Origin of the sequence: Ferruginibacter lapsinanis, from assembly GCF_020783315.1 — a bacterium.
In the GTDB taxonomy this organism is placed as follows: Bacteria; Bacteroidota; Bacteroidia; order Chitinophagales; family Chitinophagaceae; genus Ferruginibacter; species Ferruginibacter lapsinanis.
Genome location: NZ_CP086063.1, coordinates 408,219 through 423,650 on the forward strand (window position 1 = coordinate 408,219; position 15,432 = coordinate 423,650).

Here is a 15,432-nt window from a genome sequence, read left to right on the forward strand (position 1 = left end):
TACATATTTTATCCTGGTTATACAAAATGGCAAGAGCAAAAAAAAACGCTGAAGAGGAGATAATCCACAACGATTTTATTGAAGTATTCGGTGCAAGAGAACACAATCTCAAGAACATTGACATCAACATTCCTAAAAATAAATTAGTGGTGTTTACCGGTGTAAGTGGCAGCGGAAAATCTTCATTGGCATTTGATACTATATACAATGAAGGTCAGCGTAGGTACATGGAAAGTTTCAGCGCCTATGCCAGGCAGTTTATGGGTGATATGGAACGTCCGGATGTAGATAAAATAACCGGCTTATCTCCAGTAATTTCTATCGAACAAAAAACAACCAACAAAAATCCACGTAGTACCGTTGGTACCATTACAGAGATATATGATTTCCTTCGTTTGCTATATGCCAGGGTTGGCGAGGCTTACAGTTACAACACCGGAAAAAGAATGGTGAAGTTCAGCGAAGAAGAAATTGTAAATAATATTTACAAAAAATTTGATGGCAAAAAAATAAGTTTGTTAGCACCACTGGTAAGGGGAAGAAAGGGACATTACAGAGAGTTATTTGAAGATGTAAGAAAAAAAGGATTTGTAAAAGTTAGAATTGACGGCGAGGTAAAAGACCTCACGCCTAAAATGCAGGTTGACCGTTATCAGATACATGATATTGAATTAGTGATAGACCGGTTACCGGTAAATGATGATATGAAACTTCGGCTGAGCCAGAGTGTTGTAAAGACTTTACAAATGGGTAAAGACCTGATGTTTGTTTTAGTGGAAGGAATTGACAAGCCGGTGCAATTCAGCAAGATGTTGATGTGTGATGAAACGGGTATCAGCTATGAAGAGCCATCTCCTAATGCTTTCTCGTTCAACAGCCCTTATGGCGCCTGCCCTACCTGTAAGGGTTTAGGCAATGTATACACCATCGATATGGAATCTGTTTTGCCCGACAGTGCAAAAAGTGTAAAAGAAGGCGCCATCATACCACTAGGTGAAGAAAGAGATGCCAGTGTATTTCAACAGGTGGTTGCATTTGCAAAAAAACATAAAATAAATTTAGACAAGCCGCTAAAGGATCTGCCGAAAGCTCAAGTCGACCTGCTTTTATATGGCGACCAGGAAATTAATCCTGCATTAGAAATGGACCTGAGTGATGATACTGTTCCGATGGAATACACGGGAAGTTATGAAGGCATCATACCAATGCTGAAGCGTTGGTTCTCTTCTCCGCAAAGCAATGAAGCATTGCGTGAGTGGGTAGAAAAATTCATGACATTAAAAACCTGTGCTACCTGCAATGGTGCCAGATTAAGAAAGGAAAGCCTTTGGTTTAAAATAGATAAAAGAAATATCACAGAACTCAGCAACTTGAATTTAGACAATCTGGCGGCATGGTTCGACGGCATCGAATTACGTTTAAGTGATAAACAAAATGCGATCGCTAAAGATGTATTGAAAGAGATAAGAGAGCGTTTGCAATTTTTATTAGATGTAGGACTTACTTATCTCACCTTAAACAGATCTTCTAAAAGCCTTAGTGGTGGAGAATCTCAGCGTATCCGACTGGCAACACAAATAGGATCACAATTACAAGGCATCACGTATATCTTAGATGAACCGAGTATTGGTTTGCATCAAAGAGACAATCAGCGATTGATCAGTGCATTGCAAAACTTAAGAGATATCGGAAACAGTGTATTGGTAGTAGAACATGATAAAGATATTATGATGGCTGCTGATTACCTCGTTGACATCGGTCCCAAAGCCGGCAAGCATGGCGGAGAAATTGTGGCAATGGGTACACCACAGGAAGTACTCGATTCAAGATCAGATACTGCACTTTATTTAAGCGGCGAAAAAAGTATTGAGGTCCCTAAAGAAAGAAGAAAAGGAAACGGAAAATTCATTGAACTGAATGGGGTGAAAGGCAATAATCTTCAAAATATTTCTGTACAATTTCCTTTAGGAAAATTAATTGTTGTTACCGGTGTAAGCGGCAGTGGTAAATCAACTTTGATCAATGAAACATTGTATCCCCTGCTGAATAAATTTTGTTACAACTCAAAAGCCAATCCGCTGGAATATAAATCCATCAAGGGTTTAGAGCAGATAGACAAGGTGATTGAGATAGATCAATCTCCGATCGGTCGTACACCAAGAAGCAACCCTGCTACTTACTGTGGTTTTTTTACAGACATAAGAACATTATTTGCAGCAGTACCCGAAGCAAAGATCCGTGGTTATAATGCAGGTCGTTTTTCTTTTAATGTAAAAAGCGGCAGGTGTGATGTTTGTGAAGGCGGTGGCATGAGGGTGATTGAAATGAATTTTTTACCGGATGTATATGTGCATTGTGAAAAATGTAATGGCAGACGTTACAACAGAGAAACACTTGAAATAAGATACAAAGGAAAAAGCATCAGCGATGTATTGGACATGACTGTTGATGAAGCGGTAGAATTTTTTCAGGCAGTGCCCTATATCTACCGAAAAATAAAAGTATTACAGGAAGTTGGTTTAGGTTACATCACATTAGGCCAAAGTGCTGTAACCCTTAGTGGTGGTGAAGCACAGCGTGTAAAACTTTCTACGGAGTTAGGAAAAAAAGATACCGGAAAAACATTTTACATTTTAGATGAACCTACTACCGGCTTGCATTTTCAGGATATCCAACATCTGTTGGAAGTATTGACCAAATTAGTTGACAGAGGCAATACCGTATTGGTGATCGAACATAATATGGATGTAATAAAAGTGGCGGATCATATCATTGATATCGGACCGGAAGGTGGCGATGGCGGTGGATTGGTATTATTTGAAGGCGTTCCTGAAGACCTGGTAAAAGTTGAAAAAAGTTTTACCGGAAAATATCTTAAGGCAGAATTGAAATAATTAAAATCTTACCGGGCAAGCCACAGAGCCACGATTTCGAAAACGAAAGATGCTGAAACCTTCTCCATCACCATCAGAAACACCGTGCCCAATGCGTACACCTATTTTCAATCCTACACTAAAATAGGTATCCATATTATTAGAATTGCCTCGTTTATCTCCGGGATTATCCACGGTGCCCCTGAAATAGGTCTTGTCAACTTTTGCATATATCTGCTTGGCAATATCAGCATTCTCTTCACTAAGGTATCGATAGAAATATTTAGAGTCAATATATTTAGTACTTACATCATCTATATAATCTGTATACGTTTTTCTATAAGATACTTCTACCCCAACAGATAATTTAGGACTAAGGAAATATTTTAAACCGGCACCCATCGGCATATTTACTTGTGTAAGTTTGTATTCTTTTCTTTGCGGATATTCTAGCATCCCTTGTCCTTCTGTACGTAATGGTTTAAGTTCATACCAACGTTTATTACCTTCATCATCCGTAAGCGACCCTTTCGGATTAAAATGAAAAGCGCCAATACCTGCAAAAAAATACGGCCGTAATCTTGTTTCATTGTCACTATTTCTTAAAAGGTAGGCTGTAGGACAAAATTCTACTGCAACACTGGCCTCCCACACATCACTTTTGAAATCGAGGTTTCGTTGCTTTCTCCATAATTCTTGCCCACCGTTATTTTGTATAATTTCATCCTTCCCTTCAAGATAAGTATAGCCTGCAGAAAATTTAATACCTAACCATTCATTAGGATTATACGTTATAAATGCACCTTTCATCAATTTGGTCAATTCCAGGTTAAGATCCTTGATGAATCTTTTACCTATACCCCTATTGCCTCCCAGGTCGCCCAGAAAAAAACTTGGTCCAAATGTTACACCAACCTCCAGGCTTTGTTTTTCATCACCGAAAATTAAATGCTGAGAAAAGGAAGGTGTTTGTGTTACACATAAAAAAAGAATAGCTGCAGCGGCCTTAGCCATGAAACAGCGCAACCGGTTTTTCATGCTGTAGAAAATTTAAATAGGATTTACGGATATTAATTTGCAGAAAAAATAAATAACAATTTTCATTGCTTATTTTTTCTGCAGTAAATCTATTTCAAATAAAGAAATTTTCAAACAGGTTGTTCCAACAGCATTTCGATATGCTCAATGCCATCTTCCAGATAGACATTACCAACAGGTACAAACCCTAAAGAAGAGTAGAATTTTTTCAAGTATAATTGTGCACCAATCGCAATTTTACCTACGGAAAATTGCTTGAGCGTTTTACTAATGGCTAATGTCATCAAAGCCCTGCCTGCACCTGCTTTTCGGTATTGAGGAGAGGTGAGCACCCTGCCAATGCTTGCTTCAGGAAAAGCAAGCCCCGGTGGCAAAATACGACAATATGCAGCAAGCTCATTGTTTGCATATCCCATCAAATGAAAAGATAGTTGATCCTTATCATCTGCATCCTGGTATACACAATTTTGCTCTAGTACAAATACTTCATTTCTCAATTTTAAAATCGAGTATAATTCCGTTACACTTAACTCATCAAAATACTTGTATTGCCATTCTAATTGCATCAGACGTTCGTTTTTTTATCATTGATGGTATTCATTTTAAACAGCATCAGATCAGCGATTGATCTTGCTCTTTTTTTGGCGAGCATGGCTTTTTCTCCAAGATAAAAATCATCAACAGAACTATTGAACAAATGCAACCATCTCTCAAAATGAATTTTCGTTAATGCTACTTTATCATTCAATATATAATGTTTCTCCATTGCATTATTTTGATAAACAGGATTATCTAAAATAATGCTCTCCCAAAAGTCAACGATCACCTGGGTATGATGCTCCCAATCCATTTTAACCACCTCATTAAAAATAAAACCGATCACATCATCTGCTTTTACTTTTTCGTAAAAATGAATGATCAGTTTTTCTATATCAGCTCTTGTTGTTATATCTTTCTCCATGTAAAACTGTTGCAGTTATTTAGCCGGTTTTAGTAAAGGTAAAATTTCATTAATAGATACCGGCTTTTGCTGATCATCCAGCTCAATCACAACGCAATAGCCATCTGGTCCTCCGGCAGCCTGCACAGCATCTACCAACTTTTGTTGATCACTCACTGTTAATCTTCCTGTACCCTCACTCCATATTTCTTTTGTACACAAACACCCCTCAGTAGGCGTATAGGGATAATAAGGCTGGCCCTTGTAATACTCAGGGTTTACTGTTGTACCATGAGCAATGATCTCGTTTCTCCCCGCCATTCCTGCATAATATGATTGAGAAAGCGGAACATATTTTTTACAACTTGCCGGCAACAATTTTTTGTAATAATTTTCTGTCCAGATAGAATCCGTAATAGTTGAATCTTTTAAGAAGTGTTGCAGACTTGCTTCACCGGGCATTGTCAGTTGAATATTTTTTGTAGGACCGATATAAGCTGCCCTTGATACATCAAAACCAAACATCCTGAAAATACCTTGTGGTGTATTGCCTTTTGTTAAATAGCCGGGAAGATTGCTGATACTCCTCGTAAGTTGCGATACATAAAAAATATTGGATACCCCCGTCTTGTAAAAATTTCCTGCTTTATCTCTGATGATAGTAATACCCGGATAATTTCTGTTCTTTCGTTGAAGGCTGTATACAATTACATTACCTGGCAAGAATTTTTTACTCAACAGATCAGCTAACATTTGCTTACTTAATTTTTGAGATACAGGCTGAATAGTATTCAACAAACTTTTTATGATGGGGTCATTCGGTTGTGCTTTACTTCTCGATGTAACAGCTTTAATTATCTCCGCTTTGTTATATCCTGCCCTCAGCAAATATTCTGCTGCCATCGCAAATATTTTCGCACTATCAGAGGTTATCAATCCACTTACTTCTTTTGTAAATTCTTTTGGATATAATGCATATACCATTTCTAATAAACTTCGTTGAAATTCATAACTTCTTACTTTAGCAGAATCCAATGCCAGTCTGATACGTGGCGTAAGCAACGGAGATCGGTACAGGGTTAATTCCATTGCCCAGAAAGCATCTTCCCAGTTGGCTTCTGTACTATCAGCCAGTGGTAGTTCCAGGTTTTTTGTGATCGTATTATTAATGAGATTTTTATAATGCTTATCTCTATTTTCTTTCAATGCTCCTTTAAAAAAAGGGATCGTATCTTTTTGTGCAAAAGAAACTGTCGACAAAAGCAACAAAACACTAAGTATAATAAATTGATTTTTTTTCATCAGTACAAAATAAATGATTTGCATTAGTAGCCGTATTTCTCTTTCCACAAAGTTTTTAAAAACTTTCTTAACTCTTCTTCTCTTGCATTTTTTCCAGGATCATAAAACGTTGTACCGCTGATCTCATTTGGTAAATACTCCTGAGCAGAAAAATTACTTTCATAATTATGTGAGTATTGATAGTCTTTACCATACCCTTCATTCTTCATTAATTTGGTTGGTGCATTTCTAATATGTAATGGAACTGATAAGTCTCCAAACTGCTGTACAGCTGCCATAGCTGTATTGATAGCCATATACGCAGCATTGCTCTTTGGCGAAGAGGCCAGGTAAGTAACGCATTGAGACAAGATAATCCTTGATTCGGGATAACCAATTTTATTCACCGCATCGAATGTGGCATTGGCAAATAATAATGCATTTGGATTGGCATTACCAATATCTTCACTTGCTAATATCAGCAAACGCCTGGCAATAAATTTCACATCTTCTCCCCCCTCTATCATTCTTGCCAACCAATATACTGCTGCATTGGGATCGCTGCCACGAATTGATTTGATAAATGCAGAGATCACATCATAATGCTGTTCTCCTTTTTTATCATACAAAGCAATCCTTTGTTGTGCTATCTCCATCACCGCCTCATCAGTAACCACTACATTATTTCCCAATGTATCCGTTACCAGTTCAAAAAGATTCAGGAGCTTTCTTGCATCTCCTCCTGAAATATTGATCAGTGCTTCTGTTTCTTTTAAGTCAATTTTTTTTGTTTGCAAAACAACATCTTTTTCAATGGCATGATGCAATAAAGCGATCAGATCATTCTTATCCAATGCTTTTAAAATATATACCTGACTTCTACTTAACAACGCACTGTTCACTTCAAAGGAGGGATTCTCTGTAGTAGCGCCAATTAAAGTGATGATCCCTTTTTCAACAGCACCAAGCAATGCATCCTGCTGACCTTTATTAAAGCGATGAATTTCATCGATGAATAAAATAACATTGCTTTGCTTTTTTGCCAGATCAATCACTTCCCTTACTTCTTTCACTCCACTACTGATGGCACTTAATGTATAGAAAGGAACTTGCAATGTATTGGCAATAATATTAGCGATAGTTGTTTTACCAACACCCGGAGGGCCCCATAATATCATGCTAGGCACTTTTCCCTGCTCGATGGCTTTACGCAAAATACTTCCTTGTCCGGTCAGGTGTTGTTGTCCGGTCAATTCATCCAATGATGAAGGTCGTAAACGTTCGGCGAGAGGAGGAAGACTCATAGACTACAAATTTACCGTAAAATGTTTGTTGTAAATAAAATGGCCGACCAAAGACTGATCGACCATTTATAGATTTGTCAAAAGAGAATTTTATGCTTTCAGATCTAACTTTATCTGCAATTCATCAAATTGTTTTGCATCAATACTTGAAGGCGCATCTAACATTACATCTCTGCCGCTGTTATTTTTAGGGAAAGCAATAAAATCACGGATACTTTCGCTTCCACCCAAGATAGCACATAATCTATCGAAGCCAAAAGCCAATCCACCATGAGGAGGTGCACCGTATTCAAAAGCGCCTAATAAGAATCCGAATTTATGTTGTTGCTCTTGTTCATCCATTCCTAATGCGGCAAACATTTTTTCCTGTAATTCTCTTTGGAAGATACGAATACTACCACCACCGATCTCATTGCCATTCAATACCATATCATACGCATTGGCTTTGATGCCGGCATATGGATGCGCCAGGTAATTGGCTGCGTCTTCAATTACAGGATTGTTATTGATCATAACCGGTATATGATCCGGCTTAGGTGATGTGAACGGATGATGTCTTGCTACCCAGCGATTATCTTCTTCTGCATATTCAAACAATGGGAAATCAAGTACCCATAATAATTTGAATTCATCTGCTTTACGCATACCTAATTTATCCGCCATATACATACGCAGATCACTACTTGCTTTTCTTGTTTTTTCTTCTGCACCTGCCAATATTAAAATAAGATCGCCTGCTTTAGCATTAGCAGCTTCAGCAATCGCCTTCAGTTTTTCTTCACTATAAAATTTATCTACACTGCTTTTAAAAGTGCCATCAGCATTACATTTAATGAACACCAATCCTTTCATACCGATCTGTGGTCGTTTTACCCACTCCGTTAGTTCATCAGTTTGCTTACGGGTATATTCGCTACAGCCCGGCACTGCAATAGCGATCACTGTTTCAGCATCATCAAACACACCAAACGATACGCCACCGATCAGGTCTGCTTTATTTTGCTTAGACGGGAAAGTATGTTGAGGGAATTTCAGATTACACAATTTGATATCAAAACGAATATCAGGCTTGTCATTTCCATATTGCCACATTGCTTCTTCCCAGGTAGTACGTTCTACCACATCTGTGTAATCAATATTCTTTACATCTTTAAAGATCCGTTTTACCAATCCTTCAAACATATTCAAAATATCTTCCTGCTCTACAAAACTCATCTCACAATCAATCTGTGTAAACTCGGGCTGACGATCAGCTCTCAGATCTTCATCTCTGAAACATTTTACAATTTGATAGTATCTATCGTACCCACTTACCATCAACAATTGTTTAAATGTTTGCGGCGATTGTGGTAATGCGTAAAACTGTCCCGGATTCATTCTGCTTGGCACCACAAAATCTCTTGCGCCTTCGGGTGTAGATTTAATTAAGAATGGCGTTTCAATATCCATGAAGTTATTTTCATGCAAATAATTCCTGGTACTGCGACCAACTGCATAACGCAACTCCAGATTCTTTTTTACGATATTTCTACGCAGATCTAAAAATCGATATTTCATTCTCAATTCGTCGCCGCCATCTGTATCATCCTGGATAGAAAATGGAGGTACGGCAGATTTATTTAAAATAGCAAATTCATTTACCAGTATTTCAATGTCTCCGGTAGGAATATTGGCATTTTTATTACTACGCTCATTCACTACTCCTTTTACCTGCAAAACAAATTCCCTACCCAATGGATTGGCATCCAACTGGGCATTTAATTTTTCAGAAAAAAGTAATTGCGTAATACCGTAGCGATCACGGATATCTACAAATGTGATGCTACCGAATTTACGAACGGTTTGCACCCATCCGCTGAGTGTTACTTCCTTATTTGCATCGGCTAACCTTAATTCGCCGCAGGTGTGAGATCTGTACATTACTAATAATCAGTTATAAATTAAGAATTGGCGGCAAAGATACAAATTAAGGGATAGACTAAAATACCCGATTGTATTAATAATTTCCTGCTGTTGGCACCTTCACCGGCATATCCATTTGCATAGTTGAAGCCAATGTAATGCCACAATCGCAGTTCTTGGGTTTAAGCCTTTCTATTTCTTTCAATTCTTTATCCGCTTCTCTTATTTTGTCAGCATTCTTTGAATCTGTGATATCGGCAGATACATTATCCAAGCCCAAAGCCATGATCTCCTTTTTCAGTTCATCTTTGGTGATCGCTGAAATAGAAATATTTATTGTTTGCTTGGTTTGTGCATTAAAAACAGCCTTCCCATATACTATCTTACCATCATTTTCAGCAAATGCCAACACTATACAATTTGCTCCCTGTGGTAAAGGTATCCTGCCATCAGCCTCATCAAAACCATATCCTTTACCATCACCTAATTTTCCTCCATTAATAAATGCTTTTACCGATGGAATGATCAGGGTAACATTAAAATCTATCGAGTAATTTCCCTGCAAATGTACCATCAATTCACTGGGTACACAATTACTATAATCTTTCATCAATATATCAATATTGTACCAGCCTGTGGCAGTAATATTGATAGTATAATAGGTAGCACCGGTATTAACAGGAGTAACTTTTGTGTTTTGTTCTAACGCAGGAGCAGCAGGTATCGTATCAGGTGGTGCCGGAGGCAGATTAGGTATCACTCTGTTCAAAGAGAAAAAATTTTCATTCTCTCTGATCAGTTGTTTTCTTTTATTTTCTATTTCGTTAATACGTGCACTGGCTTTATAATACGCAATACAACTATCACAACAATTGTCTTTCAATTTTTCTTTCAGATCGGGACGTTTATCAGTTTCATTTTTGATATAACTAAATATGACATCAATATCTTTATTTGATAAATTAGGAAATGCAGTCATTTCAGCACCGTATTTTTTCTTCTGACATTCATGATAGATATAAGCCTCATCTTCTTCAGATAAATATCCCGGATGCCCATCATGTAGTTGTACTTGTTTGTACATATTTTCCGGCGCAGGCGTATTTGCCTCATTACTTTTATACACGCCTTCTCCCTCTTTTTCAGAATCAGCGGTAAAAAAATTATGTCTTGTAAAAGCGTAGATCCATTCTTTGCTCCTTTTATCTGTAATACCATACAACGCAGGCCCCGTAAGCTCTTCATACACTTTATGGCAATTACCGCAATTTGCAGTAAACAGATCTTTACCATGATCCAATTTTTTTGTTGTTTCATCTTCCGGCAGCGGCGAAGGATTGGTCCAGTTTATCTTTCCGTCTACAGTATCTCCTTTAAAAACTTTCATCTCACGATTGTAAGTTTTTGTAGGCACCAATATAGATAGTTGTTTTTTTATTTCAACTTTATATCCGCTAGCTGCATCGAAATAGATCATTCCTCCACTACTCAATGCCTGCTTACCAGCCATGGTACTAAGTCCTGCCAATACAATATCTGTATTGCTAAGGGCTTCTTTAATTTCCAGCCTTACTTTGTTGCTGTCGCTTAGTAAACTGCCTTTGGGTATTTGAATAATGCAACCTTTTGCTGTTTGCACAACAGTATCTCTGTTTATATCTATCGTAAAAAATTGCGATTGAAGATTATCCTCGTTCAGCAATTTTGAAACTATCTTATTTTCTTTATCAGTGCAGGAAAAAAAGAAACAGGTTAGTATGGCAATTAATAGCAAATATGATCTCATAACAGTATTTTATTATTAATTACTAAAGATGCAATAAAGTAACCAATTCCATACCATCACTTTTATTTGATCACATCGTTTCTATTGCATCCTTATGCATTGGCTTCCACCAAATATAATAATATGCCAGGATAACTACTCCTGTTATAAATGGAATGATGGCCAGATGCTTGTAGGTATATTCACCAAATAATGGTAACGCATCAAAATGTAAAAATTCACTGATCATCCAGTAAGAGTTGGCCGTTATCCAGACAACTATTGCAAGATTATGACATACTTCACTCATATACTGCCTGGTTCGGATAGCAATGACGATGGCAATGATCAAGGTAGGAAAGATCATTGCTATTCCCAAAGGTTTCCATATCATGCACCAGCTGATATCTTTCAACAACCAGAAAATAATATGCAGATTTTCCATTTTACGATATCGTAAAGGGATGGAATAGGTTTCTGTTGGCATTTGTTTTTTTGCAACAAATATATAAATATGAGCAATAAAAAAGAGCTGCTTTTACAAGCAGCTCTCAACCTATGACTAAAAATGATGACTATTTAATTTTGACAAATGACTGATGAATCAATTCACCCTCATTTTTTATAGTAACAAAATATTTGCCCGCTGCTAAAGTTTGTATGTTCAACGGAATAATATTTTGTGTTGTTGTAACATTCTTCTGCATAATAGTTCTACCTATTGCATCTGTGATAGTTAAAATACTATTTGCCTTTAAGTTTTGTAATAATTTGATCGTTAATACATCTCTTGCAGGATTAGGATATATCAGCGTAGCTTTTACTGTATTATCCAATCTCACAGAAACGATCTTACTAAAAGATGCTCTTCCATCAATATCGATCATTTTTAATCTGTAGTAAACAATCAGATTTGCACCGGTTAAAGCATTGTCTTCAAAAGAATAATTACTTAAATTTTGGGCGGGAATATTACCTATTGCATAAAAATTAGCACCATCTATACTTCTTTCCACCTGGTAATTTTTAAATCCAACTTCTGCATTTGCTGACCAGTTCAATGAAATATTTTTGGTATTTTTTACTGCAGAAAAATCAATTAATTTAACAGGTATGATACACGAGAATGTTACGCATGAGAACATATCGTCTGCAAAACTGGGAACATCAACAAAAGGATTTCTGTTGCCTTGTAAAGCGTAGATCGCATTGTTTCTGTCAATTTCTTTTTGACTTACAGGATCCAAATGATGCCATTTAAGCAACAACTGAATATACCAATCATCTAAAGAAGGATATGTAGTACCATTTAATGCTGCGTCTGCAAGGCCATTATTTTTCCATTTTACCATCGAATCCTGATAACGGGTGATCATGTACAATTGAGCACGGGCTATATCACCTTTGTAAGCATCAACAGGCTCAAATACAGTACCGGTATAACAACCCGTAGTGTTCGGTCCTAATTTGCTTTTGTTTGAAATAGATGTAAAGGTTGGAGAAGTTACTTCACCATAAGGATTACTATCATGCTTTCCATTTACCCATCCATCAACAGGAAAAATGTGATGAATATCTGAATACATAGGATATACATTACCACCAAACCATTCTCTCGGAAAACTATGTTCTCTGTTATAACAATCACCTTCTTTACTATATGTTCCGCACTGATCTGTTATTGGTGTAAAAGTATATACTTCTGCAGCAGTAGGATTATCAGTATAAATATCCCAGATAATATCAGCAGTATTAGCATCATTTCTGTGCTTATCTATTGAATTAATGGCGTTCCAAACTCCGGGAGTATATGTTAATTGTGTAGTGTTGGCAGAAATGATCGTTTTTAAAGCGGTTTTTAAAGATGCGCATGTTAACCCAGTTGCGGCATTATAATAACCTGCAGGAATACCAGTAGCTGTATTGGTTGTTGTAGTATTACCAGTTAAAGGGGTTGTGGTTCTGTAAAAAGGAGCACCATTACAATCTGCATTGGCAGCAAAAACGTAAAAATAATATTTGGTTCCTACTGTTAAACCATTCGCTACAAAAGATGTATTTGAAGTATAGTCTACTACCACTCCATTGCCTAGCGTTTGATTTGTTGCATATGTTGTACCATTTGTCGGATTAACGCTTAAAGAACTACTGGTACTTCTTACAATCAAATATCTATTGGCTGTAGCAGAAGCTGTAAAACTTCCTAAAATTGTATTATTGGATGGAGTAAGATTCAACACCGTTGGAGAAGCCGCAGGCGTAGTGCAGGCAGGCAAAGCCAATGTGGATACATTATTGGTTAACGGAGCAGTTGATAAATAATTAGGCCCGTTCAGACAATCCTCAGAATTAAAAGCAAACACAAAATAATAATACAATGTACTTGATGATAATCCTGCATCGCTGAAATTCGTGGCAGACCCTACAAAAACAACCGAGCCTCCCCCAAACGATTGACCTACTGTATACGTTGTTGCATCAACAGGTGAAGCAGATAAAGAATTGCTGGTGCTTCTCACTACGAGATATTGATCTGGTGTAGTAACTGGTGCAGTAAATGACCCCGAAATACTTGTTGGACTTGGAGTAAGTAATAATGCTGTAGGTTGTGCAGCAGGTTCAGCGCAAGCTGGTGTTGCAACAGAGCCAAATGTAATAGCCACATCATCTATCGAAAGCCCATCATCTGCTCCTGTAGCATCAACATCATCCCATCTAAACCAAAATGTTGTTCCGTTAGTAATATTTAAACCTGATATGGTAAAGGTTACAGCAGTTTTGTTTCCTGCAGCGTTACCATCCAAAGCACCAACGGTACCGCTGGTTTTAGGCGATGTAAAATCAAGATTATTTTCATCAGTCCATGTACCGGATGAAAGACTTGTTGCATCAGTACTGTATTGAAAATTCAAAGTATCTAAACGACCGCTATTAGCACCTAATCTCCATTGTTCTCCTACATAAGTAACAGTAATGGAGGTTAATATTGAACCTGTATTATTGGTAAATGAAACGCCATATACTGAGTGCAAACTTCCTGAGGTTAATGAGCCTAATGCTCTTTCTGAATTTGATGCTGCTCCATAGCTATATGTGTTCCCTGAAGAAGCACCTCCGGCATCTACCCCATAAGTTGTATTAGGGCTACCACTACCTGTTTCCAAAAAAGTCCACCCTGAAGGCATTGCACTACCCGTTGCGCCGGTGCTCGCCAAAGTATTAAAGTCTTGAGTATAAGGAGTAATCGTATTTGTTATAACTACTTGAGATTTTGCAGAAAATGTCAAAACTGTCAAAAACAAGGCAACAAAATGTAATATTTTTTTCATATGCATATTGATTATAAAAAATTTGCAAAAATAAAGATACGAATTGTTATTTTAAATCAACAAAATGTATACCCTTAATTAACAAAAAAAGCCTGCCGAGTAAATTCGACAGACTGTATAGTATTTTTTGATTATTGTAGATTACTTTGCTAGAGCATTCACTTTTTTAGCCAGCTTTCTTTTCAGATTAGCAGCTTTATTTTTGTGAATAGTTCCTCTTTTAGCTAATTTATCAATCATCGAAGCAACTCCAGGTAATTTATCTGCAGCAGCTGCTTTTTCATCAATTGCTCTGATATCACGTATTGCATTACGAGTAGTCTTTCCGTAATAACGGTTACGCTCGTTACGTTTACGACTTTGACGGACATCTTTTTTTGTAGCTGAGTGATTTGCCATTTAATTCTTTTTTTGGGCTGCAAAGATAGGGAAAACTATTTGATAAATGTTATTTAAGATTGAATAATTTTACTTCTTAAACGTAAAAATTGTATAATCGCCTGTTTTTATTGGTTTTACACTGTATATCCCTTGTTTTATTGGGTTTTGGATGGGTAATGGATATGCTAAAAATTGACATTTCGGCTCATTTTGTCGTAGATCTTTCTCTTTTTAATGAAAAAAGAAGTATTATAAGTATGCTCAGATCGCTTTGGGTAGGAGCTAATTACTTTCCTTTTTGCCTGATAGCATTCTTTGGTATGATTATCCCTCTTTTGAAATCGGGTGTTATTTTCTATATTTTATTGGATAAAAAGGAAAATATAAATCTTTATAGATATATGACCGTAATTAGCAAATGGGCTATGGCAGATGTATTTGCTATCAGTATATTAGTCGCCTTTTTCAGTGCAAATGCCATGGAAAATATAAATGCAAATTTGGAACCAGGCTTTTATTTTTTTTCATCATATGTTCTCCTCAGCGCAATCGTTACCACATTATTAGGTAAAATCGTCGGTAATCAATCACCAATCAACAGTTAATTTACCGATATTTG

At 37.0% G+C, this 15,432-nt stretch carries 12 protein-coding genes; 2 read left to right on the forward strand and 10 right to left on the reverse strand.

Annotation, left to right across the window (positions count from 1 at the left end):
- Positions 1 to 26: 26 nt before the first annotated feature.
- The gene (uvrA, locus tag LK994_RS01740; RefSeq protein ID WP_229761157.1) at positions 27 to 2,894 is read left to right on the forward strand and encodes an excinuclease ABC subunit UvrA; all 2,868 of its coding nucleotides are present in this window, start codon (positions 27 to 29) and stop codon (positions 2,892 to 2,894) included.
- Here uvrA and LK994_RS01745 read toward each other — a convergent pair whose 3' ends face one another.
- From LK994_RS01745 to rpsT, 10 genes are all read right to left on the reverse strand, one after another.
- Positions 2,895 to 3,911, reverse strand: a complete 1,017-nt coding sequence (locus tag LK994_RS01745) for a DUF6089 family protein (protein WP_229761158.1) — start codon at positions 3,909 to 3,911, stop codon at positions 2,895 to 2,897.
- A 110-nt stretch (positions 3,912 to 4,021) separates the two neighbouring features.
- The gene (locus LK994_RS01750; RefSeq protein WP_229761159.1) at positions 4,022 to 4,477 is read right to left on the reverse strand and encodes a GNAT family N-acetyltransferase; all 456 of its coding nucleotides are present in this window, start codon (positions 4,475 to 4,477) and stop codon (positions 4,022 to 4,024) included.
- Positions 4,477 to 4,872 (reverse strand): group III truncated hemoglobin, encoded by a 396-nt coding sequence (locus LK994_RS01755; protein WP_229761160.1) that lies wholly within the window; start codon positions 4,870 to 4,872, stop codon positions 4,477 to 4,479. The genes LK994_RS01750 and LK994_RS01755 overlap by 1 nt, the downstream gene beginning before the upstream one ends.
- 15 nt (positions 4,873 to 4,887) lie before the next feature.
- Positions 4,888 to 6,153 carry a hypothetical protein gene (locus tag LK994_RS01760; protein ID WP_229761161.1) on the reverse strand — a complete coding sequence of 422 codons (1,266 nt, stop codon included), beginning with the start codon at positions 6,151 to 6,153 and terminating at the stop codon, positions 4,888 to 4,890.
- Between the two features lie 23 nt (positions 6,154 to 6,176).
- On the reverse strand, positions 6,177 to 7,436 hold the full coding sequence (locus LK994_RS01765; protein WP_229761162.1) for a replication-associated recombination protein A: 1,260 nt from the start codon (positions 7,434 to 7,436) through the stop codon (positions 6,177 to 6,179).
- Between the two features lie 90 nt (positions 7,437 to 7,526).
- Positions 7,527 to 9,356: an aspartate--tRNA ligase gene (aspS, locus tag LK994_RS01770; protein WP_229761163.1), complete on the reverse strand. Its 1,830-nt coding sequence runs from the start codon at positions 9,354 to 9,356 to the stop codon at positions 7,527 to 7,529.
- 76 nt (positions 9,357 to 9,432) lie between these two features.
- Entirely contained in the window at positions 9,433 to 11,124 is a 1,692-nt protein-coding gene (locus LK994_RS01775) for a c-type cytochrome (RefSeq protein ID WP_229761164.1), read from the reverse strand.
- 70 nt (positions 11,125 to 11,194) lie between these two features.
- The gene (locus LK994_RS01780; protein ID WP_229761165.1) at positions 11,195 to 11,590 is read right to left on the reverse strand and encodes a hypothetical protein; all 396 of its coding nucleotides are present in this window, start codon (positions 11,588 to 11,590) and stop codon (positions 11,195 to 11,197) included.
- 88 nt (positions 11,591 to 11,678) lie between these two features.
- The gene (locus tag LK994_RS01785) at positions 11,679 to 14,432 is read right to left on the reverse strand and encodes an endonuclease (RefSeq protein ID WP_229761166.1); all 2,754 of its coding nucleotides are present in this window, start codon (positions 14,430 to 14,432) and stop codon (positions 11,679 to 11,681) included.
- 141 nt (positions 14,433 to 14,573) lie between these two features.
- On the reverse strand, positions 14,574 to 14,831 hold the full coding sequence (gene rpsT / locus LK994_RS01790) for a 30S ribosomal protein S20 (protein WP_229761167.1): 258 nt from the start codon (positions 14,829 to 14,831) through the stop codon (positions 14,574 to 14,576).
- 164 nt (positions 14,832 to 14,995) lie between these two features.
- Between rpsT and LK994_RS01795 the strand changes: the two genes are divergently transcribed.
- Positions 14,996 to 15,418 carry a paraquat-inducible protein A gene (locus tag LK994_RS01795; RefSeq protein WP_229761168.1) on the forward strand — a complete coding sequence of 141 codons (423 nt, stop codon included), beginning with the start codon at positions 14,996 to 14,998 and terminating at the stop codon, positions 15,416 to 15,418.
- The last annotated feature ends 14 nt before the right edge of the window (positions 15,419 to 15,432 follow it).